We start from the raw sequence: 24,275 nt of genomic DNA, 5'->3' as shown, positions 1-24,275 counted from the left end.
CTTTCCCGGGCTTCACCGGTGCGGCAGCGGACTGGACATCGACGGCGGGTTCTTCAGCTAAGGCTTTAGGCACGCCTCCAATGCTAATCGAAAACTTCTTCGAATATCTATTCGGGCGGAGGTTGTGCTAGTAGAAGATGTGCTAGTGCCGGTCGTACGCGGCCGCCAGCAGCTGGACGGCCTCGGCGAAGCTGGCACCCTGGGCTTTGGCCGCCGCCGCGAACTCCGCCGCGGCGGCCGTGAGCGAACCCCAGGCCTCGTCGCGGGCACAGACAACCGTGCCGTTCCTGCCCTGCGTCGCCACGACGCCGGCGGCCTCAAGTTCCTTATAGGCGCGCGCCACGGTGTGCGGTGCCACGCCAAGTTCGCCCGCCAGGCTGCGCACGGCCGGGAGCCGGGTGCCGGGGGCCAGGGAGCCGTTGTTGGCCTGCTCGATGATGTTCAGCCTGAGCTGCTCGAAGAGCGGCACCGAGCTGCCGGCATTGGGCTTCCAGCTGCCGGGGAAACGGCCGGCTGTCCGCTCGCCGGAACTCACAGTTCCGGCTCCAGGACATCCTCAGCCCGTTCGCTGCCGGCGAACTGGGCGCGGTACAGCGAGCTGTACAGTCCGTCCCGCGCCATCAGGTGCTGGTGGTTCCCCTGTTCAACAATCCGTCCGTGGTCCATGACCAGAATTAGATCAGCGTCCCGGACTGTGGACAAGCGGTGGGCAATCACGAAGCTGGTCCGGCCCTGCCGGAGCCGGGCCATGGCCTGCCGGATCTGCACCTCCGTGCGGCTGTCCACCGAGCTGGTTGCCTCATCGAGGATCAGGATGCTGCGGCCGGACAGCTCCGCCCGGGCAATCGAGATCAGCTGCCGCTGGCCGCGGCTGAGGGAATCGCCGTCGTTGCCGAGCATCGTGGCGTAGCCGGCCGGCAGGGCCCGGACGAACTGGTCCACGTGACTCGCCTGCGCGGCGGCGAGAATCTCCTCGTCGCTGGCGCCGGGCCGGCCGTACTCGATGTTGTCCCGGATGCTGCCGGTGAACAGCCACGCGTCCTGCAGCACGGTGCCGAAGGCGGACCGCAGCACGTCGCGGGGCAGTTCGGCGATGTCCGCGCCGTCAACCGTGATCCGGCCCGAGTCCAGCTCGTAGAACCGCATCAGGAGGTTGACCACCGTGGTCTTGCCGGCCCCGGTGTGCCCCACGATCGCGACGGTCTGGCCCGGCTCGACGGCGAAGGAGAGGTCCTGGACCACCGGGGAACCCGGCGTATAACCGAATGTGACGTTTTCGAAGGTGACCCTCCCGGGGGGCGCGGCGTCCCCGCCGTCGGCGGCGCGCAGGGCGGCGGCCCGGGCGGCGCCGGCGGCCGGCTCAGCCGGGTCCGGGGGTATTTCCGGGGCGTCCAGCAGCGCGAAGACGCGTTCGGCCGAGGCCACGCAGGACTGCATCAGGGTGAGCATGCCGCCGATCTGGCCCATCGGCTGGCTGAAGAGCCGGCTGAACTGGATAAAGGCCTGGATACCGCCGACCGTCATGGTGCCGGCGGCCACCTGCAGCGCTCCGATTACGGCCACCGCGATGTAGTTGAGGTTGGAGACGAAGATCATCAGGGGCTGCACGACGCCGGACAGGTACTGCGCGCTGGAGGCGGACCGGAAGAGCCGGTCATTGCTCTGCCTGAAGGTGACCGCCGCAGCGTCCTGCCGGCCGAAGGCCTTCACGACTTCGTGCCCGGTGAAGAACTCCTCCAGGTGCGCGTGCAGTTCGCCGGTGCTGCCCCACTGTGCGGTGAAGTGCGCTTGCGATTTGCGCGCCACAATGACCGTAATGAGGGTCGAGACGGGGACCGAGGCGAGCGCGATCAACGCCAGCAGCGGCGAGAGCCAGAACATCATGGCCAGGGCCCCGGAGAGCATCAGCACCGACATGATCAGCTGGTTCAGCAGCTGGTTGAGTGACTGCGAGACGTTGTCAACGTCGTTGGTGGCCCGGCTGAGTACGTCGCCGCGGTGCTGGTCGTCAAAATGGCTGGAGGGCAGCAGGTGCAGCTTCTGTTCCACGGATGAACGGAGCCCGTAGCTCAGCCGCTGCACCGCTGTTGCGGTCAAGGCACCCTGGATCCAGCTGAACAGCGAGGCGCCAAGGTACATCAGTGCCACCGCGAGCAGCAGCCGGCCAAGCCGCTGCTCGTCGAAGGCTCCGCCGACCACGCTGCGGACTACGACGTCGGTGGCGTCGCCGAGGTATTTGGGCGCCGCCACGTTCAGTGCCGCGAAGCAACACGTCGCGGCGATGACGCCGGCCATGCGAAGGCGCACCGGCTTCAGCAGCCCCAGCAGCCGGCCGGCGACCCGCCATTTGGCACCGGCCGTTCCGGCCTGCACCGGGAAGCCGGCGCTCACAGGGTTTCCTCGAGGACCAGTTGGGAGGCGGCGATCTCCTGGTAGGTCCGGGAGGACTCCAGCAGCCCGTGATGGGAGCCCTGCGCCACCAGCCGGCCGTCCTCGAGCACAAGGATCAGGTCCGCGTCCTCGATGGTGGACAGCCGTTCGGCCACGATCAGCACGGTGGCCGCCCGCAGCAGCGGCTCCAGCGCCGACCGGAGCCGGACGTCGGTGCCGTAGTCGAGGGCGGAAAAACTGTCGTCGAACAGGTAGACGGGGGCCGGCCGGAGCAATGCCCGGGCAATGCACAGGCGCTGCCGCTGGCCGCCGGAAAAGTTGGTGCCGCCCTGGCTGACCGGGGCGTCGAGGCCGCCGGGTAGGTCCCGGACGAAGTCCGCGGCCTGGGCGGTTTCCAGCGCCTGCCACAGCTGCGCCTCGTCCGCCGCCGGCCCGCCCATCCGCAGGTTCTGCTCCAAGGTCCCGGAGAAGAGGTAGGAGTGCTGCGGCACCAGCGACATCATTTGGCGCAGCGACGCCAGCGGCAGCGAGCGGATCCCACGGCCGCCGATGCTGATGCTGCCAGCCGTCGGGTCAAGGAACCGCGGCAGCAGGTTCAGCAGGGTGCTCTTGCCGCTGCCCGTGGCGCCGACGATCGCCGTCGTCGTCCCGGGGACGGCGGTGAAGCTGACCCCGGCCAGCACCGGCGCTTCGGCCCCGGGGTAGGCGAACACGACCTCGCGGAACTCGACGGTGCCATCGGCCACCGCCGGCCCGGGGCCTGGTTCCGGGCTTGCCGCGAGGCCCGGCGCGGAGCCCGGCGCGGAGCCCGGCGCGGAGCCGGCTGCGGCGTCCGGCCTCTTCTCCGGCGCGGGAGCGCCGATGGACGGCTCGGTGTCGAGGACAGCCTGGATGCGCTCGGCGCAGGCCGCCGCGCGCGGGGCGGTCGTAAAGACGTACATCGCCATCATGATGGCGATCAGGATCTGCAGGATGTAGGCGATGAACGCGGTCAGGGCGCCGAGGCGCATCTGTCCGGCTTCGATCCGGTGGCCGCCGAACCAGACAACCGCGACCGAGGACAGGTTGACCACCACCATGATCACCGGGTTCATGCCGGCCACCAGCAGCGCTGAGCCCAGATTGTTGCGGGTGAGGTCACGGTTGGCGGTGTCGAAGCGGCGGATCTCATGGTCCTGCCGGACGAAGCCGCGGATGACGTTGGCGCCGATGATCTGTTCCCGCAGTACCCGGCTGATCCGGTCGATGAGTTCCTGGCCGTGCCGGTAGAGCGGGATCAGCCTGCGCACGATCAGCAGCATCAGCCCGGCCAGCACCGGGATGACGGCCACCACAATGCCGGAGAGCGCCAGGTCCTGGTGCACTGCGAGGGCGACGCCGCCGATGAAGCTGGCGGGGGCCGCGACGAGCATGGTGAATACGAGGACGGTGACGTTCTGGATCTGCGTGACGTCATTGGTGGCCCGGGTGACGAGGCTGGGGGCACCGAACGCGCCCACCTCCTGCGATGAAAAGGTCTGGACCTTGGCAAACAGTTCCTCACGCAGCCCGCGTCCCACCCGCATGGCCACGACGGCGCCGAGGTAGCCGGCGGCGACGGCGGCACCGACCTGGACGGCTGCGATCCCCGCCATCCATCCGCCCAGCCGGAGGATCACCGGCGTGTCGCCGGCGACGATGCCGTCGTCGATGACGGCGGCGTTCAGTGTGGGAAGCAGGAGGTTAGCGGTCGTCTGCACGAGCTGCAGGCAGATGATGGCCAGGACGGTCCTCCTGTGGGCGGCGAGCAGCCGCCGCATCAGGCTTAGTAGCACCGAACCTCCATCGCTAGAACAGGGCGAGGATACGGACCAGAGGGCGGCCGCCCCCAGACCGCTTTGTCATTGTAAGCCCCATCACATGGCAAGAGTTGTCACACGGCGTGTCATATCCGTAAACGCGGCTCGGTTTGGCCTCGGTTGCCCGGGCGCAGCGGTGTCTCGACGGCGGCCCGGGCAGTTCTCACCGTTTGCGGGCCACCGCGAAGATCCGCCGGAACGGGAACACCGTTCCGTGCGTGCCGGGCGGATAGGCCTCGTTAAGGAGCCGTGCGTAGTCGGCCTCGAAGCGGGCGCCCTCCTCCGCCGTGAGCGCGGCAAGCACCGGGCGGAGCCCGGTTCCCCGGACCCACTCCAGCACCGGGTCGGCCCCCGGCAGGAGCTGGAGGTATGTGGTTTCCCAGGCGTCCGCGTCGCAGCCGGCGTCGAGCATCAGTTCAAGGTATTCGTCCGGTCCGCCCACCACGTCGTCGTGCCGCAGCACGCCGTCAAGGCGTCCGGACCATTCGTCCGACGCGGCAAGCCCGCGCATGAGGGTGTGCGAGGGCGCGTCGAAGTTGCCCGGCACCTGCAGCGCGAACCACGATCCGGGGCGCAGCGCCTCAAGCCAGCGGGGCAGCAGTTCCCGGTGCCCGGGCACCCACTGCAGGGCGGCGTTGCTGACAACGACGTCGGTGTCCGGCGCCGGCATCCACGCGGCGATGTCCCCCTGGCTAAAGGACAGGTTGCCGGCTGCGGCCGCCACGGCGCCGGCCTTGGCAAGCATTTCCGCGGAGGAATCCAGCCCCTCCACCGCGGCGCCGGGCCAGCGGGCCGCCAGTGCCGCCGTCAGGTTTCCCGGCCCGCAGCCAAGGTCGACGACGTGCCGCGGCCCGTCCGCCTGGATGCGCGCGGTCAGGTCGAAAAAGGGCCGGTCCCGGTAGTCCCCGAACTGGACGTACTTGGCTGGATCCCATTTCATGCATTCCTCCGCTTCACCGCTGGTTCTGTCAGCCGAAGCCTAACCCGGCGGGGCGGCCGGGGGCTGGATGGACCGGGGGTTGCGCGCCGCCGGCCGCGCCGCTGGCCACTAAGCTGGAAGGCAATGAAACTCGTTGATCAGCTCCCCGCCCCGGCCGCCCGAGTTCCCGGCAGGACCGGCCTCGATCCGGATGAGCTCTACACCCGGTTCGTGGAATGGACGGAGAGCCGCGGGCTCGCCCTGTACACCGCCCAGGACGAGGCTGTTATGGAGCTCGCCGCCGGGTCCAACGTCATCCTGGCGACCCCCACCGGCTCGGGAAAGTCGCTGGTGGCCATCGCGGCGCATTTCCAGGCGATGGCCCGCGGTGCGCGCAGCTATTACACCGCCCCGATCAAGGCGCTCGTCTCGGAAAAGTTCTTCGCGCTCTGCGAGATTTTCGGCGCCGAGAACGTCGGCATGATCACCGGCGACTCCGGCGTCAACCAGGACGCGCCCATCATCTGCTGCACCGCGGAGATCCTGGCGAACATCGCCCTGCGCGAGGGTTCCGCCGCGGAGCTCGGCGCGGTCATCATGGACGAGTTCCACTTCTACGCGGATCCGCAGCGCGGCTGGGCCTGGCAGGTGCCGCTGCTGGAACTCCCGCAGGCCCAGTTCCTGCTGATGTCCGCCACGCTCGGCGACGTCACCCGTTTCGAAGACGGCATCACCGAGCTGACGGGCCGGCCGACGACCACGGTCAGTTCCGCCGAACGGCCCATCCCCCTGCACTTCTACTACCAGCAGACCCCCGTGCACGAGACCCTCGAGGAGCTGCTCTCCACCAAACAGGTGCCGGTCTACGTCGTGCACTTCAGCCAGCTCGAGGCGATCGACCGGGCCCAGAACCTGATGAGCATCAACGTCTGCACCCGCGAGGAAAAGGACAAGATCGCCGAGCTGATCGCCGGCTTCCGCTTCGCCGCCGGGTTCGGCAAGACGCTGAACCGGCTGGTCCGGCACGGCATCGGCGTGCACCACGCCGGCATGCTGCCCAAGTACCGCCGGCTCGTCGAGCAGCTGGCCCAGGCCGGCCTTCTCAAGGTCATCTGCGGCACCGACACGCTGGGCGTCGGCATCAACGTCCCCATCCGCACCGTGCTCCTGACGGCACTGAGCAAGTACGACGGCACCCGCACCCGCCTGCTGAATTCCCGCGAGTTCCACCAGATCGCCGGCCGGGCGGGACGGGCCGGCTACGACACCGCCGGGACCGTGGTGGTCCAGGCGCCGGAGCACGTGATCGAAAACGTGAAGGCGATGGCCAAGGCCACGGCGAAGTTCGGCGACGACCAGAAGAAGCTGCGCCAGGTGGTGAAGAAGAAGCCGCCGGAGGGCTTTGTGTCCTGGGGCGAGCCCACCTACAAGCGGCTGGTGGAGTCCGTGCCGGACCCGCTGGGCTCCAGCTTCACCGTCACGCACGCGATGCTGATGAACCTGATGGAACGCCCGGGCGATCCGTTCAAGGCAGCGCGCCGGCTGCTGACCGAAAACCACGAGCCGCGCGGGGCGCAGCTCCAACTGATGAAGAAAGCCCTCGGCATTTACCGTGAGCTGCTGGCCGCCGGCGTCGTCGAACGCATCCCGCCCGCGGAGCAGGGCCCGGACGGCCGCAGCGTGCGGCTCACCGTGCACCTGCAGGCGAATTTCGCCCTGAACCAGCCGCTCTCCCCCTTCGCCCTCGCGGCCCTCGAGCTGCTGGACCCGGAGTCGCCGTCGTACGCCCTCGACGTCGTCTCGGTGATCGAGTCGACGCTGGAGAAGCCGCGGCAGATCCTGTCCGCCCAGCAGAAGAAGGCGCGCGGCGAGGCGATCGCCGCGATGAAGGCCGACGGGATCGACTATGACCAGCGGATGGCCATGCTGGAGGAGGTCAGCTACCCGCAGCCGCTCGCGGAGATCCTCGGCGAGGCCTTCGACGTGTACCGGAAGGCCGCGCCGTGGATCGGCGACTTTGAGCTCGCGCCCAAGTCCGTGATCCGGGACATGTACGAACGGGCCATGAACTTCGGCGAATTCGTGCAGTTCTACGGGCTGGCCCGGTCCGAGGGCATTGTGCTGCGGTACCTGGCCGACGGCTTCAAGGCCCTCCGGCAGACCGTGCCGCAGGATGCGCTGCGCGAGGACCTCGAGGACCTCATCGCGTGGCTCGGCGAGCTGGTCCGGCAGGTTGACTCCAGCCTGCTGGACGAATGGGAGGAACTCACCTCCGGCGCCGCCCCGACCCCGCACGACGCCCCGCCGCCCCCGCCGCCGTCGCTGACCTCCAACGTCCGCGCGTTCCGGGTGATGGTCCGCAACGAGATGTTCCGGCGGGTGGAACTGTTCGCCGACGAGGCCGCCACTGCGTTGGGCGAGCTCGACGGCGGCTCCGGCTGGGACGCGGAACGCTGGGAGGACGCGCTGGACGACTACTTCGAGGAGCACGGCGACATCGGGACCGGCCCGGACGCACGCGGGCCCGGCCTGCTGATCATCACCGAGGAGCCCGGCGTCTGGAAGGTGCGGCAGATCTTCGACGACCCGGCCGGCAACCACGACTGGGGCATCTCCGCCGAGGTGGACCTGGCCGCCTCGGACGAGACCGGCACCGCCGTCGTTCGCGTAACCGACGTGAACCGCCTGTAGCCGCTAGTAAACTGGCGGGCATGAGTGTAATCCGCCCGGCCACCGCCCACGACGTCCCCGCCATCCTGCAGATGATCCACGACCTGGCCATCTACGAAAAGGAGCCGGACGCCGTCCGGAACACCCCGGAAATGCTCACGGAGGTGCTGTTCGGCGAGAACCCGCGCGTGTACGCGACCATGGCGGAGAACGAAGCCGGCGACGTCCAGGGCTTCGCGCTGTGGTTCCTGAACTACTCCACCTGGGAAGGTGTGCACGGGATCTACCTCGAGGACCTGTACGTGATGCCCGAGGCCCGCGGCGCCGGCCACGGCAAGGCGCTGCTGCAGCACCTCGCCGCGACCGCCGTCGACCGCGGCTACGCGCGGGTGGAGTGGAGCGTGCTGGACTGGAACGATCCCTCGATCGCGTTCTACAAGAACCTCGGCGCCGCCCCGATGGACGGATGGTCCACCTTCCGGCTCACCGGCGAAGCCCTCGACGCGTTCGCCGGCGCCCGGACGGCCGGCGCGCGTGGCTGACACTGTTTCGACGACCACGGCTACCGTCCCGCACATCGTCAAGGCCCGGCACGCCTACCGCGGCATGCGCACCGCCGAGCACTACTTCGAAATTCCGCTGGACCACTTCGGCGCCGGCGGCGAAACGATCACGGTCTTCGCCCGCGAATACGTCTCAGCCGACCACAGCGAAGAGGCTGCCGCGGAACTGCCATGGCTGCTCTACCTGCAGGGCGGGCCCGGCGGCCGCGGCAACCGGTTCCCCGCGCTGGGCGGCTGGAGCAAGGCCGCGGCGAAGGACTTCCGGATCCTGATGCTGGACCAGCGCGGCACCGGCCTGTCCTCCCCCGTCGACCGCAACACCCTGCCGCTGCGCGGGAACGAACGGGACCAGGCGCACTACCTGGAGCACTTCCGGGCCGACTCGATCGTGGCCGACGCGGAAGCGATCCGCCGGACCCTGGGCGCCGCGCCGTGGACCATCTACGGGCAGAGCTACGGCGGTTTCTGCGCGCTCAGCTACCTGTCCTTCGCCCCGGAGGGGCTCCGCGAGGCGCTGATCACGGGCGGTCTCGCGCCCCTGGCCGGCCCGGCGGACCGGGTCTACCAGGCAACCTTCCGCCGGGTGGCTGCGCGGAACACCGAGTACTTCGGCTGGTACCCGCAGGACAGGGAGCTGGTCAGCCGGCTCGCCCGGCACCTCCGCGAATCCGAGGAGTTCCTGTCCGACGGCAGCCGGCTCACGGTGGAGCGGTTCCAGATGGTGGGCTCCTATCTGGGCGGCAACACCAGGGTGGACGGCCTGCACCACCTGCTCGAGGATGCCTTCGTCAGTACCCCCGACGGCGACCGCCTCTCCGACGGCTTCCTGGAGCAAGTCCGGGGGCTCGTCTCCCGCGCGTCGAACCCGCTGTACGCCCTGATGCACGAGTCCATCTACGGCCAGGGCGAGGCCACCGACTGGGCTGCGCTGCGGGTGCTCCAGGACTTCCCGGAATTCCGCCCCGACGCCGCCGACCCGCTGCTGACCGGCGAAATGGTCTACCCGTGGTACTTCGAGCAGGACCCGGCCCTGCGTCCGCTCCGCACCGTGGCGCAGCTGCTCGCCGAGAAGGACGACTGGAAACCCCTCTACGACCCGGAGCGGCTTGCCCTCAACAACGTACCGGTGGCGGCCGCCGTGTACAGCGATGACATCTACGTGGACCGGGACCTGTCGCTGGAAACCGCCGCGGCCGTGCGCCACCTGCAGGTGTGGGAGACCGACGAGTTCCACCACGACGGCATCGCTGACGACGGCGAGGCCATCTTCAGCCGGCTGCTCGGCATGGCCCGCGCGGGCAGGGCCTAAGCGGTCCCGACGCTGTTCCGGACGCGGTTCCGGCCGGGGCTCATCCCCCGGCCGGAACAGCGGTGCGGCGCGGGCCCGCCGCCACTACCACTGCCAGCACCGCGGCTGCCACAACCGCCGCAACGAGGTTCAGGCCTTGGTAACCGACCCCGCTCATCACAAGCCCGGCGAACCCCGATCCCACGGCTCCCGCGACACCCATCAGGGTGTCCGAGACGCCCTGGACGAGGACCCGGTCGCCGGCCGCGACGCTCTCCGCGAGCAGGGTGGACCCTGCAATGGTTGCCGCGGACCAGCCCAGGCCCAGCAGCACGAGTCCGGTCGTGACCAGGGCCGGCTGCACCTGGCCGAACCCCGCGACGCAGGCGGCGAGCAGGATCAGGCCGTGGCCCAGCAGGATCACCGGCAGCCGGCCGAAGGTGTCGGTGAACCAGCCCATCACCGGTGAGAGGGCGTACATGCCGGCGATGTGCAGCGAGATGGTGAAACCGATCAGGATAAAGACGTCGGTGCCCGCGGCATGCGAATGCCCCGGATCGTGACCGGCCAGCGGCCCTTCGGTGAGCAGCTGCAGATGCAGCGGGGTCATGGACATCACGGCGGCCATGCAGCCGTGCGCGGCGACGACGGCGAGCAGCGCCAGCCGGGCGCGGGGCGAGGACCGGGCGGCGCGCAGCCCGTCCCGCAGGGCATGCCTGCCCCGGCGGCCCACCGTCCCCTTCGCCGGCTCCTCGTCTGCTGTGCGGATCCGGGCGGCCAGCAGCAGCGGGTCCGGGCGCAGCCCGAGGAACAGCAACAGCGCCGCGAGGGCAAGTCCCGCCGTCGAAAATACGAACGGCCCTGAGATGGGCGGCAGGCCGAGCGCCTGCCCCACCACCGCGCCGGGCTGGATCAGGTTCGGCCCGGCCACGGCCCCGATCGTCACCGCCCAGACGACCACCGCGAGCGAGCGTCCCCGGTGCTCCGGCTCGGCGAGGTCGACGGCGGCGAACCGTGCCTGCAGGTTGGCTGCCGTGCCCAGGCCCAGCATGGCGGCGCCCAGCAGCAGTACCGGGAAGAGGCCGGTGACGGTCGCCAGGATCACCAGCAGGGCGCCGGTCATCGCGGAGAGCAACCCGGTCACCAGCGCGGACCGGCGGCCGCGGCGTCCGGCCAGACCGGCGAGCGGCAGGGCGGCCAGCGCGGCCGCCAGGGTCATGGTGGTGGTGACCGAGCCCGCCCAGGCGTTGGAACCGGAGAGCTGAACGGCCAGCAGCGATCCGACGGACAGGCTGGCGCCGCCGCCTACGCCGCTGAGAAGCTGGGCGGCACTAAGCACCACAACGGTACGGCGCTGCACCCGTTGCGGGTGCAGCGCCGTACCGGCCGCTGTCGCGGCGTCAAAGGTTTTCACGCTCCGAGCTTAGCCCGTGGCGGGCCCGCCCGGAGGCGCTACTCGGCGTCGGTGAGGCTCTTGCGGGAGTCCTCTTCGAGCCGGGCGTCCAGCTTGGCCTTCGTGGCCTTGGAGCTGACCAGGCTGGCGACGACCGCGATGATGATGGTGCCGATGATGACCCCGAGCGAAACGTAGGTCGGGATCTCCGGGGCCCATTCGATGTGCTTGCCGCCGTTGATGAACGGCAGTTCGTTGACGTGCATGGCGTGCAGCACCAGCTTGACGCCGATGAAGGCGAGGATGACGGACAGCGCGTGCTTGAGGTAGATCAGTCGGTTCATCAGGCCGCCGAGCAGGAAGTACAGCTGGCGCAGACCCATCAGGGCGAAGATGTTGGCGGTGAAGACGATGAACGCGCTCTGGGTCAGGCCGAAGATGGCCGGGATGGAGTCAACCGCGAAGAGCAGGTCGGTCATGCCGATGGTGACAAAGACGATCAGCATCGGGGTGAAGACCTTCTTGCCGTCGACCTCGGTGCGCAGCTTGCCGCCGTCGAACTTCTCCGACATCGGCAGGATCCGGCGGATCCGGGCGATCAGCGGGTTTTCCTTGTCTTCTTCATCCTCGCCCTCGTCCTGCGCCTGCTTCCAGGCGGTCCAGAGCAGGAATGCGCCGAAGATGTAGAAGACCCAGCTGAACTGTTCGATCACGATCGCGCCGAGCAGGATGAAGATGCCGCGCAGGATCAGGGCGATGATGATGCCCACCATGAGCACTTCCTGCTGGTACTTACGGGGTACCGAGAAGCGCGCCATGATGATGATAAAGACGAACAGGTTGTCGATGCTGAGGCTGTATTCGGTCACCCAGCCGGCGATGAACTGGCCGCCGTACTCCGGGCCGGTGAACAGGAACATGGCTCCCGCGAAGACGAGCGCCAGGGCGATGTAGAAGGAGACCCAGAGGCCCGCTTCCTTCATGGACGGCTCGTGCGGGCGCTTCAGCACCAGGAGCAGGTCGATGGCGAGGATGATGCCGAGAACGACGAAGGAGCCGATCTCGAACCAGACGGGAAGTTCGGGCACAAAGATACCTTTCGCAGGGTACAACTAAGCGGTGTAAGTCTCTCCGGCTAGCTGCCGCACCGGGGCCGTTGCCCTCCGGTGCCGCGTCGCTGCCCGCTACGCCCGGCAGGGCGTCTGTGCCGTGCGTGTTGACGATCGTAGCGCTTGGGATACTCCCCTACGTCTGTTCCACTTTACCCTAGGCGTGCCCGGCCGACTGCATCTGGCGCAACTCCTTCTTGAGCTCCCCGACCTCGTCCCGGAGCCGGGCGGCGAGCTCGAACTGCAGCTCGCCGGCTGCGGCGTGCATCTGCTCGGTCAGCTGTTCGATCAGGCCCACCAGGTCCTCCGCCGGGGCGGCGGCGAGGCCGTCGGCGCGGATCTTGGAGCTGCCCTTGCCCTTGCCGCGGGCCTTGCCCGCGCTGGCCAGCAGCTCGCGGGTGTCCGCGTCCTCCTTGTTGATCTGGTCCGTGATGTCGGCGATCTTCTTCCGCAGCGGTTGCGGGTCGATGCCCTTTTCCGTGTTGTAGGCCACCTGGATGGCGCGGCGCCGGTTCGTTTCGTCGATGGCGTGGGCCATCGAGTCAGTGATTTTGTCCGCATACATGTGCACCTGGCCGGAGACATTGCGGGCGGCACGCCCGATGGTCTGGATCAGCGACGTGGAGGAGCGCAGGAAGCCTTCCTTGTCCGCGTCGAGGATGCTGACCAGCGAGACCTCCGGGAGGTCAAGGCCTTCCCGGAGCAGGTTGATGCCGACCAGGACGTCGAAGACCCCCATCCGTAGTTCGCGGAGCAACTCCACGCGGCGCAGCGTGTCGACGTCGGAGTGCAGGTATTCGACCTTCACACCGTGGCCCAGCAGGTAGTCGGTGAGGTCCTCGGCCATCCGTTTGGTCAGCGTGGTGACGAGGACGCGTTCGTTCTTCGCCGTGCGGATGCGGATTTCGCCCAGCAGGTCGTCGATCTGGCCCTTGGTGGGCTTGACGATGACCTCGGGGTCGATCAGGCCGGTGGGCCGGATGATCTGCTGCACGAAGCCGTCCGCCTTGCCGAGCTCAAACTTGCCCGGCGTCGCGGACAGGTAGACGGTCTGGCCGATGCGGTCCTGGAACTCGTCCCACTTGAGCGGTCGGTTGTCCATCGCCGAGGGCAGCCGGAAACCGAAGTCCACGAGGTTCCGCTTGCGGGACATGTCGCCCTCGTACATGGCGCCGATCTGCGGCACGGTGACGTGGGATTCATCGATCACCAGGAGGAAGTCGTCCGGGAAGTAGTCGAGGAGGCAGTGCGGCGCGGTCCCCGGGGCGCGGCCGTCAATGTGCGAGGAGTAGTTCTCGATGCCGTTGCAGAATCCCATCTGCTGCATCATTTCCAGGTCGTAGGTGGTGCGCATCCGGAGCCGCTGGGCCTCGACCAGCTTGTTCTGGCTCTCGAGGACCTTGAGGCGGTCGGCGAGTTCGTCCTCGATCCGCTTGATCGCGCGGGCCATGCGCTCCGGACCGGCCACGTAGTGCGAAGCCGGGAAGACGTACATCTCGGTCTCGTCCCGGATCACCTCGCCGGTCAGCGGGTGCAGCGTGTAGATGTTCTCGATCTCGTCGCCGAAGAACTCGATCCGGATGGCCAGTTCCTCATACATCGGGATGATTTCCACGGTGTCCCCGCGGACCCGGAACGTGCCGCGGTGGAAGTCCATGTCGTTGCGGGCGTACTGCATGGAGACGAACTTCCGGAGCAGGTCGTCGCGGTTCATCTCGGCGCCCTTGCGGAGCGTCACCATGCCGGCGATGTATTCTTCCGGGGTGCCGAGGCCGTAGATGCAGGACACCGTGGCCACGACGATGACGTCGCGGCGGGTCAGCAACGCGTTGGTGGCCGAGTGCCGGAGCCGCTCGACTTCCTCATTGACGGAGGAGTCCTTCTCGATGAAGGTGTCCGTCTGCGCCACGTAGGCCTCGGGCTGGTAGTAGTCGTAGTAAGAGACGAAGTACTCCACGGCGTTGTTCGGGAGCAGCTCGCGGAATTCGTTCGCGAGCTGCGCGGCGAGGGTCTTGTTCTGCACCATCACCAGGGTGGGCCGCTGGACCTGCTCGATCAGCCACGCCGTCGTCGCGCTCTTACCGGTACCGGTGGCGCCGAGCAGCACCACGTCCTTCTCACCGTTCTTGATGCGCTCGGTCAGTTCGGCGATCGCGGCCGGCTGGTCACCCGCCGGCTGGAACTCGCTGATGACCTCGAAGGGCGCCACGACACGGTTGATCTGCTGCGCAAGACTCATGTACCTAATCTACCGCCGGGCTGCGACAGGAAACCCTGATTCAGCTTTGGGCTGTACCGCCCGGACCGGGGCCGGCGTACGACGGCGGCTGCCAGCCGGTCCGCCGGGCCCAGTCGTCCATCCGCGGGGCGGCGTAGGCCGTGAACCACTCCTCCTTGTCCGCGGCGTAGGCCGCGGTGGACTTGTCCACGCCGTGCCGCCGCGCCGCGCGCCGCTTTTCCGCGAGGTAGCCGGCGCGGGCCGCGGCGTCGTCGCGCAGCCAGTCGCGGAAGCACAACGCGTACCGCCAGCCCGGGGATCCCGCGGCCCGGACGTGCAGGTTCACGGGACGGCCGGGGTCCGCGCTGCCGTGCACCCGCTTGTCCCACTCGGCCGGGTCGGGGTGCGCGGGCTTGGGGTTGTCCGGGCCGATTCCCGGCCAGCGTGGGAACCCCGCCGCGGCCAGCAGCGGTTCCAGGCGGTCCGCCGTCGCCAGGTCCCGGACGGTGAGCTGGAGATCCAGCACGTCTTTCGCGGCGAGGCCCGGGACGGCCGTGGACCCGATGTGGTCCACGGCGAGGATGTCCCGCGGCGCCACGGCCTGCAGCCGGCCGGCCAGGCGGGCGGCCTGGGCAGGCCAGTCGGGATCCGCGGGGCTGAGCACCGGCCCGCCGGTGCGCGGGGCCATCCGCTGCCTGGCCAGGTTCTCCGCAAAGGGCAGCAGCCGGCGCTGCCAGAGGCTGTCCACCGCGTCCCGGAGTTCGTCCTTGGAGCCGGAGTTGTCCAGCACGACGTCGGCCGCGGCCAGCCGGGCTTCCCTCGTTGCCTGGGCCGCCATCCGGGAGCTCGCCTCTTCGACGGTCATTTTGCGGTGCTCCACCATCCGCCGGACCCTGAGGTCCTCCGGGGCGTCCACGACCACCACAAGGTGGAAGTTGGCGCCCTGGCCGGTCTCGACCAGGAGCGGGATGTCCTGGACCACCACGGCTCCCTTCGGGGCGGCCGCGGCGAGAGCGGCGGCGCGTTCCCTGACGAGGGGATGGATGATGCCGTTCAGCACGGCGAGCCGTTCCGGGTTGCCGAAGACGAGGGCGCCGAGGCGGGCGCGGTCCAGGGCGCCGTCAAGGCCCAGGATCGCGGAGCTGAAGGCTTCCACCACCCGCGCCAGTCCGGGCGTACCCGGCTCCACCACCTCGCGGGCCAGCGCGTCGGCGTCGACCAGCACCGCACCGAGCTCGCGCAGCCGCGACGCCACCACTGACTTCCCTGAGGCGATGCCGCCCGTCAAACCAATCTTCAGCACCCCACCAGACTAAACTGAAGCCGTGCCAGTCGACGCGGTTTCTACGGAAAGCAGGGCCACTGCGTACACGACGCTGGCGGCCGGCGGCGGCGTCCGCCACGAGCTGGAGATCAAACGGTCCCGCTTCATCACGGTGCTGCAGCGCACCGCCGACGAGGACACCGCCCGGGCCCTGGTCAACGGGCTGCGCCGGGAATTCCATGACGCGCGGCACCACTGCTCAGCCTTCGTGCTTGGCCCGGACCGCGGCATACAGCGCTCCAGCGACGACGGCGAACCCTCAGGCACGGCAGGCATCCCGATGCTGGACGCACTGCTGAAACGCGAAACCGCACCCGGCGTGGCCGACCTCAGCGACGTGACCGCCGTCGTCGTCCGGTATTTCGGCGGCATCCTGCTCGGTGCCGGCGGACTGGTCCGGGCCTATTCCGAATCCGTCTCTGCCGCGCTGGAACTCGCGCCGCTGGTACGGCGGCAGCGGCTGCGGATCTGCGCCGTGCCGATGCCGCACGCGTCCGCCGGCAGACTCGAAAATGAGCTGCGCTCGGCCGGTTATGTGATGGCCGGTACCAGCTATGATGCGCAGACGACGGTTCTTCGGCTGGCGCTGCCGGACGACCCGGCTGGGCTGGCGCAGGCCGCTGATCGCCTCGCGGCCCTCTCGGCCGGAAGCGCCGTACTGCAGCCCGGAGAAACGGAGTGGATCGATGTTGCCATCAACTGAGCCGGTGCCCGTGGTGTCGCTGGTCGACGTGCTGGAGCGGCTGCTGTCGGTCGCGCTGCACGACGCCGACGCCGAGGAAGTCACCCCGCCGCTGGGGACCGCCGAGGGTTGGAACACCGAACGGATCAGCTGGTTCCGCGATTACCACCACGCCGCCGCGGCAGGGCTGGACGGTCCGGCACGGCAGAAAACCTGGGCCATCACGGCCGACGGCGAGCTGGCCGGTTCCATCCGGCTCCTGCGCGTCCCGGCTGACCGGTCCGCTACGGCCGTGCCGGGCGGCGGGGCCCTGGAGACCGGGCTCTGGCTCGGCCGGAGCTTCCGCGGGCGCGGCATCGGCCGGGAGGCGCTGCGGCTGGTCAAGGCCGAAGCCGCCGCGGCCGGGGCGGACCTGCTGGTGGCCGAAACAACTACGGGCAACGGCGCCGCGCAGGCCCTGCTTCGTTCCGCCGGCGCCGAGCTGGCAACGGACGGTCACCGGGTGGGTGCGCGCCTCAAACTCGGCTAGCCGGCGGTGCCCGGGTGCCGAATCCCAACGGACATGCCCCACCCCCGCCCGGACCGATGAGCACAACACCACTATGCCCAGCGGCTGCGCCCAAGAATGGACATGCTCCTCCCTGCGAGGCCGCAACAGTGGTTGGATGAAGGAAAGGCCCCGGCGAGCGAACCAGGAGAACAGACGTGAACGACCCCTTCAACCTCGCGCGCTTTGCGGAAGCACAGGACGCGACCGGCACCTACCAGCGGGCACTCTCGGAGCTTCGCGCCGGGGCGAAGCAAAGCCACTGGATGTGGTTCGTCTTCCCGCAGATCGCCGGCCTCGGACTCAGCCCGACCTCGCGGAAGTATGCCATTTCCTCCTTGGACGAGGCGCGGGCCTATCTGGAGCATCCGCTTCTGGGCCCCCGTCTCAGGGAGTGCGCCCGGGCGGCCCTCGACGTCGAGAACCGCAGCGCGGACCAAATTTTCGGCGGCGTCGACGCACGCAAGCTGCATTCGTCGTCGACCTTGTTCCTTCGGGCGGCACCCGACGAGCCGATGTTCCGGGAAATCCTGGACAAATACTTCGGCGGCCTCCCCGACGAGGCCACGGACCGGCTTCTGTCCTCATCCGCCTAGTGCCTCCTGCCTCGCCGGCCTAGGGACATGCGCCGCGGCGGCGTCGACCAGTGGACATATACCCACTATGTCCACCCTTGGGCGCGAGGACTGGGCATGTCCCCACGCCCGAGCAACCCCCGCACAGTCCGAGGGCTGCCTGCGGCAAGGGACATGCGCCGCGGCGGCGTCGAAGAGTGGGCATAACACCACTATGTCCACTCTTGGGCGCGAGGACTGGGCATGTCCCCACGCCCACGCAGCACCGCAACCCGGCTTAACGCAAAGCGGGCCCCTGCACGTGGCAGGGACCCGCTTGGCTGGCCCGGAGCAACCCGGGCCGGTGGCAATTAGTTGCCGGTCAGCTTCTCGCGCAGAGCGGCAAGCGCTTCGTCCGATGCAAGCGTGCCTGCACCGGTCTCGGCTGCGGCCGGCTCGGAGGAGTAGCTGGTGGTGCCGGAGTCGCTCTCGCCGGACGTTGCAGCGGCAGCGTCGTCGGCAGCGTGCTGGGCAACCTGCTTCTTGTGGGCTTCCCAGCGGGTCTGGGCGTCAGCGTACTGCTGCTCCCAGGCGGCGCGCTGCGTCTCGTAGCCTTCAAGCCACTCGTTGGACTCCGGATCGAAGCCCTCCGGGTACTTGTAGTTGCCCTCTTCGTCGTACTCAGCGGCCATGCCGTAGAGAGCCGGATCGAATTCGGTGCTGTCGGCGTCGACGCCCTCGTTGGCCTGCTTGAGGGACAGCGAGATGCGGCGGCGTTCGAGGTCGATGTCGATGACCTTGACGAACAGCTCGTCGCCAACGGAGACAACCTGCTCGGCCAGCTCAACGTGGCGCACGGCGAGCTCGGAGATGTGGACCAGGCCTTCGATGCCGTCTTCAACGCGAACGAACGCGCCGAACGGAACCAGCTTGGTGACCTTACCCGGAACAACCTGGCCGAGGGCGTGGGTGCGGGCGAAGGTCTGCCACGGATCTTCCTGCGTAGCCTTGAGCGACAGGGAAACACGCTCGCGGTCCAGGTCGACCTCGAGAACCTCGACGGTGACTTCCTGACCAACTTCGACAACCTCGGACGGGTGGTCGATGTGCTTCCAGGACAGCTCGGAAACGTGAACGAGGCCGTCTACGCCGCCCAGGTCCACGAAGGCACCGAAGTTGACGATCGAGGAAACGACGCCGGGACGAACCTGGCCCTTTTCCAGCTTGTTGAGGAACGTGGAGCGGACCTCGGACTGGGTCTGCTCGAGCCAGGCACGGCGGGACAGCACAACGTTGTTGCGGTTCTTGTCCAGCTCGATGATCTTGGCTTCGATCTGCTGACCGATGTACGGAGCAAGGTCGCGCACACGGCGCATCTCGACGAGGGATGCCGGCAGGAAGCCGCGCAGGCCGATGTCGAGGATAAGACCACCCTTGACAACCTCGATGACGGTACCGGTGACGACGCCGTCTTCTTCCTTGACCTTCTCGATGTCGCCCCAGGCACGCTCGTACTGAGCACGCTTCTTGGAGAGGATCAGACGGCCTTCTTTGTCTTCCTTGGTGAGCACCAGGGCTTCGACCTGATCGCCAACGGAGACGACGTCTCCGGGATCAACGTCGTGCTTGATGGAAAGCTCGCGGGAGGGAATGACACCTTCGGTCTTGTAACCGATGTCGAGCAGGACTTCGTCGCGGTCGACCTTGACGACGGTACCTTCGACGAGGTCTCCGTCGTTGAAGTACTTGATGGTGGCGTCGACTGCTGCGAGGAAGTCCTCAGCGGTACCGATGTCGTTAATTGCGACGACGGGGGTACCGGACTTCTCGGTTGAGGTGATGGTCATGTAGTAGGGGCTCCGTTGTGGATAGTTAGTCGGTCAGGCAAACCGTCCCACCCGCGTCGGCGACACAGGCGAAGAACACGGCAAATCAAAGGCGATCCGCCGGGTCATCCTGATTTTGTGGATTAGGTTGCGTACACGTAGTACACGCCCGTTTAGTCTAGTCGTATACGTCAACGCCGGTCAAAGCGCAACGGAGCCCACCGGCTCCTCCTAGAAGTGCGTCAGGCAGTGCGGTGCGCGTTCGACGGCGAACATCAGCCGCGCCGTCAGCGCCGCCCTGGGAGTGTGTTCGGTAAGCCGGCCGGCCGTCTTCAGGGTCACCGGACAGACGGCGCCCAGGTAGATGGAGCCGAGGTCCGCGACATCCAGCGACAACTCCGGCTCGGCGTCGGGGGCCGGCGTGACTGTCGCCTCTCCCCCGACGACCCGCAAGGCGAACGTCCCGGCCGCGAAGCCGAGGCTGTCGGTGACGCGGAGTACGAGGGATCCGTCGGCGGAGTATCGCCGGGCCGCCAAAACCCGTACCGGATCGAGGACGCGCAGCCACAGCATGTCGCCGTGGTCCGAGGACTCGATGCAGCGGGGATCCTCGAGGGCCCAGGTCAGCGGGTCGTCGACAGGAGCTTCCTTCCAGCTGACCCGCCGAATCAGGTCCATATTGCCGAGGAACTGCCACAGTTCCAGGTAGGCGGAATCGGTCGCGGCCACAAGATCCACGATTTCGACCGTGGCGGGGTCGGTATCCCAGCCGGCGAACTTGTATGAGACGTAGCCATCAACCGTGCCGGCTGCGTCATAGTGCAGGGCGCATTTGATCGCCTCGTCCTCGCTGCCGTCCCGGGACAGCGTTCCTGAGACCCGGAGCCGGTACGCTTCCTGCCGCATGATCGAGCCCGGCGTGACGGTGTGGGCGCGCTCGAACACCGCCGGCGCCAGGTCCAGCAGCGCCTTGCGGTCCGCGATCTCCACCGACCCCTCGGCCTCGTGGCGCAACCGGAAGCGCGGGCCGGTGTCAACCTTGATGCTGCGCTCGAAGGTCGCCACACCGTAGCCGAAGCGGCCGTAGATGGACGCTTCCGAGGCCGTCAGGGCTGCCATGGCGACACCGTCGGCCTTGGCCGCGGCAAGGTCTTCGGTCATCATCCGGCGCAGCAGTCCCTGCCGGCGGTGGGTCCCGCGCACCGTGACGGCGGTGACCAGCTGGGCCGTGAGCTGGCGGCCGTAGCCGATGTTCAGTTCCTTGCGCAGGGTGGCAAACGTGGCCACCGGGACGTCGGCGGGCAGGGAGTGCGGCGCCACCTCGCCCGTCTGGTACACGCCCGTCATTTCGCGGTCGTCCACCCGGTACATCGCCATGACCTTGTCGATGAACTCGTCCTTGTGCCGGTCGTCGTAGAACCCGATGCCGACGCCACGAAGCCAGGAGACAGCCCGGCCGTATTCCGCCGAGCCTTTCTCGACCGCGCGGAAACGCCTGATCTCATACTGCTCTGCCACGTGCTTCTCCCCCTGGAATCACTGCAAACTTGAACGGGCCTAGTGCCCTGCCTCGAACCAGCTGGACCCGACGCCGATCTGGACTTCGAGCGGAACCGACAACTGCGCCGCGGCGCCCATCTGGTCCGTCACGAGCTTCTGGACCGCGTCGCGTTCGCCCTCGGCGACTTCGAGGACCAGTTCATCATGGACCTGCAGCAGCATGCGTGATTTCAAGCCCTGCTCGGCCAGCGCGCCGGAGACGCCCAGCATGGCCCGCTTGATGATGTCGGCCGCGGAGCCCTGGATCGGCGAGTTGAGCGCGATCCGCTCGGCGTTCTCGCGCAGCTGGCGGTCCGTACTGGTCAGGTCCGGGAGGTACCGGCGGCGGCCCTCAATGGTGGCGGTGTACCCGTCGATCCTGGCCTGGTCGACGACGCCGCGCAGGTAGTCGCGGACGGCGCCGAACCGGTCGAAGTAGTCCTTCATGAGGGTCCGTGCCTCGTCGACGGAAATTTCCAGCTGCTTGGACAGGCCGAACGACGTCAGACCGTACGCCAGGCCATAGGACATCGCCTTGACCTTGGATCGCATCGCGCTGGTGACCTGGTCCGTGGGCACATGGAAGATGTTGGACCCCACGAACCGGTGCAGGTCTTCGCCGTCCTTGTACGCCTGGATCAGTCCGGCGTCGCCCGAGAGGTGCGCCATGATGCGCATTTCGATCTGCGAGTAGTCCGCGGAAAGCAGGCACTCATAACCGTCGCTGACCACGAAGATGCCGCGGACGCGGCGGCCCTCCTCGCTCCGGATCGGGATGTTCTGCAGGTTCGGGTTGTTCGAGGAGATCCGGCCGGTGGCGGCGACGTTCTGCGCGTAGGTGGTGTGGATCCGGCCGTCTTCCGTGACGGATTTCTTCAGCGACTCCAGCATCTGGCGCAGCTTCGAGGACTCGCGGTGCGCCATCAGCTGGACCAGGAATTCGTGCCCGGTCTTTTCCAGCAGGTTCTTGAGCGAGGCGGCGTCGGTGGTGTAGCCGGACTTGATTTTCTTGGTCTTCGGCAGGCCCAGCTCGTCGAACAGGACGGTCTGGAGCTGCTTGGGCGAGCCGAGGTTCACCTCGTGGCCGATGGCAGCGAACGCCTGCTCCTGGGCGTTGTCGATCACTTTGGCGAGGTCCGCCAGCTGTTCGTCCATCCGCGGCATGTCAATGGCGATGCCCGCGAGTTCCATGTCCGCGAGGACCCGGCTGACCGGCAGTTCCAGGGTCGTCAGCAGGTCCTGGGCCTTGCGCTCCTTCAGTTCTGCTTCGAAGTAGCGGCTCAGGGCTTGGACGACGGCGGCGACGTGCACCAGCGCCCCGGCGGCGGCGGTGTCACCGTCGAACGCCAGCTCAAGCTGGCCTTCCTTGGCGGCTTCCGGGGAGACCGCGATGTTGAGGTGGTGTTGGGCCAGCTCGGCGAGCTCGTAGCTGCGGCGGTCGGGCTGGATGAGGTAGCCGGAGATGGAGGTGTCATCCACCACGCCCCCAAGTTCCAGGCCGCGGGCGGTCAGGGCCTTCAGGGCGGCCTTGAACCCGTGCATCACCTTGGGCGCCTTCTCCTCGCGCAGCCACGCTGCGAGGACATTTTCGGTGGCGGCGTCCAGACGGGCGAGGTCGAGGTAGGCGGCGGCGTCGTCGCGGACGACCGCCAGCGCGGCGGCGTCCTCGCCGATCCGGCCGGGCACCAGGTCGACCGCCAGGGCCGAGCGCATCCCGGCGCCGGCGGCGAGGAAGGCGTCCAGCTCCGCGGCATCCGAGGGGATCAGGAAGTCCGGGGTTTCGAGGCTCTCCCGCTCGGCCTCGGTCACTTCGCTGCCGTAGAGGGCGAAGAGCCGGGTGCGGATGGTCTTGAATTCGAGGGCGTCGAACAGCTCCTCGAGCGCGGCCTGGTCCGGCCGCGGGTCCGCGAGGTCCTCCAGCGTGACGGGCAGTTCGAGATCGGTGCGGAGCCGGTTGAGCCGCCGGTTGCGCTTGACGTCTTCCACGTTTTCGCGGAGCGCGTCCCCCACCTTCCCGCCGATCGCGTCGAGGTTCTCCAGCACTCCCTCGAGGCCGCCATAGAGGTTGATCCACTTGGCCGCCGTCTTGGGGCCGACGCCGGGGACGCCGGGCAGGTTGTCCGCGCTCTCGCCCACCAGGGCGGCCAGGTCCGAGTACTGGGCCGGGCTGACGAAGTACTTCTCCTGGATGGCGTCCGCGTCCATCCGGGGAATATCGCTGACGCCCTTCTTGGGGTACAGCACAAACACGTTGTCGGTAATGAGCTGGAAGGCGTCGCGGTCGCCGGAGACCAGCAGCACCTCGTAGCCTGCCTTCTCCCCCATCGCGGCGAGCGTGGCCAGGATGTCGTCGGCTTCCCAGCCGGGCATCTTGATGGTCTTGATGCCCCATGCGCCCATGACCTTGTCGATCAGGTCGATCTGGCCGCTCATTTCCCGCGGGGTCTCGTTGCGTCCGCCCTTGTAGCCGTCATACTCGGCCTTGCGGTGGGTGGTGTCATCGGAGACGTCGAAGGCCACGGCCACGTGCGTCGGCTTTTGCGCCTTGATCAGGTTGATCAGCATGGACGTAAAGCCGTGCACGGCGTTGGTGTGCTGCCCGGTGGAGGTGGAGAACTTGTCCGCCGGCAGGGCGAAGAAGGCCCGGAACGCCATCGAGTGCCCGTCCAGCACCAGGAGCCGGGGCTGGTCCGTGATCGGGACGACCGGCGCCTCGGTGGCGGAGACCTCCGGGGTGCTGCGGCGGGGCTTCTTCGCCGGTTCGGCCACGAGCACGGAACCGCCGGCCGCGGCAGCGGCGTCAGTCAGGGTGTCTGTTGTGGTGCCTGCGGCCGCGCCTGCGGCGGCTGTTGTGGTGCCTGCGGCAGAAGGGGAAGGGGCCGGTTTGGTAGTTTCGCTCACAGGTGCCAGCCTAGTTCCCATGATCGACAATTTCACGCCCGCCCCGTTCGCCGCCGAACTGGAAGCCGCCGGCGTTCCCACCGAGCTGCACGGCTGGCTCGGCCGGATGGGGGTGGGCGCCCTGGTGGTCAAGATGGGGATCCACTTCCTGGAAATGAGCCCGGAACGCACGGTGGCGACGATGCCGGTGGAGGGCAACACCCAGGTGGCAGGCATCCTGCACGGCGGCGCGCACGTGGTGCTGGCCGAAACGCTGGGTTCCTTCGCCGCCGGCATGCACGCCGGGCCGGGCCGGCAGGCACTGGGGATCGACGTCGGCGCGACGCACCACCGCGCGGTCTCCTCCGGCACCGTCACCGGGACCTGCACGGCGATCCACCTCGGCCGCACGCTCACGACGCACGAGATTGTGATGACCGATGAGCAGGGCCGCCGGCTTTCCACCGCGCGGATCACGAACCTGCTCCGCGATATCGCCGAATAGGCAACGGCCCGGCCGGGCACCGGGTGAGC

Annotated in this window: 18 protein-coding genes; 7 read left to right on the top strand and 11 right to left on the bottom strand. The window is 68.2% G+C overall.

The features are described 5' to 3' along the window. Window positions 1-142: 142 nt before the first annotated feature. The 4 genes from AC1MBE_RS00575 to AC1MBE_RS00560 all read right to left on the bottom strand — a co-directional run bounded on the left by AC1MBE_RS00575 (window position 143) and on the right by AC1MBE_RS00560 (window position 5,169). Window positions 143-535 carry a GntR family transcriptional regulator gene (locus AC1MBE_RS00575; RefSeq protein ID WP_346958161.1) on the bottom strand — a complete coding sequence of 131 codons (393 nt, stop codon included), beginning with the start codon at window positions 533-535 and terminating at the stop codon, window positions 143-145. After that, window positions 532-2,295 carry an ABC transporter ATP-binding protein gene (locus AC1MBE_RS00570; protein ID WP_479782705.1) on the bottom strand — a complete coding sequence of 588 codons (1,764 nt, stop codon included), beginning with the start codon at window positions 2,293-2,295 and terminating at the stop codon, window positions 532-534. Before AC1MBE_RS00570 ends, AC1MBE_RS00575 begins: the two co-directional genes overlap by 4 nt. A gap of 92 nt (window positions 2,296-2,387) precedes the next feature. Then, window positions 2,388-4,190 carry an ABC transporter ATP-binding protein gene (locus tag AC1MBE_RS00565; protein ID WP_479782703.1) on the bottom strand — a complete coding sequence of 601 codons (1,803 nt, stop codon included), beginning with the start codon at window positions 4,188-4,190 and terminating at the stop codon, window positions 2,388-2,390. Between the two features lie 202 nt (window positions 4,191-4,392). Beyond that, window positions 4,393-5,169, bottom strand: a complete 777-nt coding sequence (locus tag AC1MBE_RS00560) for a trans-aconitate 2-methyltransferase (RefSeq protein ID WP_479780076.1) — start codon at window positions 5,167-5,169, stop codon at window positions 4,393-4,395. A 123-nt stretch (window positions 5,170-5,292) separates the two neighbouring features. Between AC1MBE_RS00560 and AC1MBE_RS00555 the strand changes: the two genes are divergently transcribed. The 3 genes from AC1MBE_RS00555 (at window position 5,293) to AC1MBE_RS00545 (ending at window position 9,690) form a co-directional block, all read left to right on the top strand. Further along, window positions 5,293-7,839: a DEAD/DEAH box helicase gene (locus tag AC1MBE_RS00555; RefSeq protein WP_479780075.1), complete on the top strand. Its 2,547-nt coding sequence runs from the start codon at window positions 5,293-5,295 to the stop codon at window positions 7,837-7,839. A 20-nt stretch (window positions 7,840-7,859) separates the two neighbouring features. Then, window positions 7,860-8,360 (top strand): N-acetyltransferase family protein, encoded by a 501-nt coding sequence (locus AC1MBE_RS00550; RefSeq protein ID WP_479780074.1) that lies wholly within the window; start codon window positions 7,860-7,862, stop codon window positions 8,358-8,360. A 64-nt stretch (window positions 8,361-8,424) separates the two neighbouring features. Then, window positions 8,425-9,690, top strand: coding sequence for an alpha/beta fold hydrolase (locus tag AC1MBE_RS00545; RefSeq protein ID WP_479782701.1), 1,266 nt, complete (start codon window positions 8,425-8,427; stop codon window positions 9,688-9,690). A gap of 40 nt (window positions 9,691-9,730) precedes the next feature. Here the strand turns inward: AC1MBE_RS00545 and AC1MBE_RS00540 are convergent, their stop codons facing one another. The 4 genes from AC1MBE_RS00540 to coaE form a co-directional block, all read right to left on the bottom strand. Beyond that, window positions 9,731-11,083 carry an MFS transporter gene (locus AC1MBE_RS00540; RefSeq protein ID WP_479780073.1) on the bottom strand — a complete coding sequence of 451 codons (1,353 nt, stop codon included), beginning with the start codon at window positions 11,081-11,083 and terminating at the stop codon, window positions 9,731-9,733. 38 nt (window positions 11,084-11,121) lie between these two features. Continuing rightward, window positions 11,122-12,150 (bottom strand): TerC family protein, encoded by a 1,029-nt coding sequence (locus AC1MBE_RS00535; protein ID WP_479780071.1) that lies wholly within the window; start codon window positions 12,148-12,150, stop codon window positions 11,122-11,124. Window positions 12,151-12,328: 178 nt separating this feature from the next. Further along, window positions 12,329-14,410 (bottom strand): excinuclease ABC subunit UvrB, encoded by a 2,082-nt coding sequence (gene uvrB, locus AC1MBE_RS00530; RefSeq protein WP_479780069.1) that lies wholly within the window; start codon window positions 14,408-14,410, stop codon window positions 12,329-12,331. A gap of 40 nt (window positions 14,411-14,450) precedes the next feature. Next, the gene (gene coaE, locus AC1MBE_RS00525; RefSeq protein ID WP_479780067.1) at window positions 14,451-15,692 is read right to left on the bottom strand and encodes a dephospho-CoA kinase; all 1,242 of its coding nucleotides are present in this window, start codon (window positions 15,690-15,692) and stop codon (window positions 14,451-14,453) included. Between the two features lie 22 nt (window positions 15,693-15,714). Here coaE and AC1MBE_RS00520 point away from each other — a divergent pair, with 22 nt between their 5' ends. The 3 genes from AC1MBE_RS00520 (at window position 15,715) to AC1MBE_RS00510 (ending at window position 17,538) form a co-directional block, all read left to right on the top strand. Beyond that, complete coding sequence (locus AC1MBE_RS00520) at window positions 15,715-16,416, top strand: IMPACT family protein (protein WP_479780065.1); 702 nt, start codon at window positions 15,715-15,717, stop codon at window positions 16,414-16,416. After that, window positions 16,400-16,924: a GNAT family N-acetyltransferase gene (locus AC1MBE_RS00515; protein ID WP_479780064.1), complete on the top strand. Its 525-nt coding sequence runs from the start codon at window positions 16,400-16,402 to the stop codon at window positions 16,922-16,924. The genes AC1MBE_RS00520 and AC1MBE_RS00515 overlap by 17 nt, the downstream gene beginning before the upstream one ends. Before the next feature lie 176 nt (window positions 16,925-17,100). Further along, complete coding sequence (locus AC1MBE_RS00510; RefSeq protein WP_479780063.1) at window positions 17,101-17,538, top strand: DUF1810 domain-containing protein; 438 nt, start codon at window positions 17,101-17,103, stop codon at window positions 17,536-17,538. 329 nt (window positions 17,539-17,867) lie between these two features. Here AC1MBE_RS00510 and rpsA read toward each other — a convergent pair whose 3' ends face one another. The 3 genes from rpsA to polA all read right to left on the bottom strand — a co-directional run bounded on the left by rpsA (window position 17,868) and on the right by polA (window position 23,783). Then, entirely contained in the window at window positions 17,868-19,343 is a 1,476-nt protein-coding gene (gene rpsA, locus AC1MBE_RS00505; protein WP_479780062.1) for a 30S ribosomal protein S1, read from the bottom strand. 210 nt (window positions 19,344-19,553) lie between these two features. Then, entirely contained in the window at window positions 19,554-20,840 is a 1,287-nt protein-coding gene (locus AC1MBE_RS00500; RefSeq protein WP_479780060.1) for a GNAT family N-acetyltransferase, read from the bottom strand. A gap of 39 nt (window positions 20,841-20,879) precedes the next feature. After that, window positions 20,880-23,783 (bottom strand): DNA polymerase I, encoded by a 2,904-nt coding sequence (gene polA / locus AC1MBE_RS00495; RefSeq protein ID WP_479780058.1) that lies wholly within the window; start codon window positions 23,781-23,783, stop codon window positions 20,880-20,882. On the opposite strand from polA, the gene AC1MBE_RS00490 reads away from it, so the two are divergent. Then, window positions 23,782-24,246 (top strand): hotdog fold thioesterase, encoded by a 465-nt coding sequence (locus AC1MBE_RS00490; protein ID WP_479780056.1) that lies wholly within the window; start codon window positions 23,782-23,784, stop codon window positions 24,244-24,246. The genes polA and AC1MBE_RS00490 overlap by 2 nt on opposite strands. The last annotated feature ends 29 nt before the right edge of the window (window positions 24,247-24,275 follow it).

The organism is Arthrobacter sp. BG5, assembly GCF_056680155.1.
The sequence above is the reverse complement of the archived record's forward strand: the minus strand, read 5'-3'. Positions and strand labels throughout refer to the sequence as shown.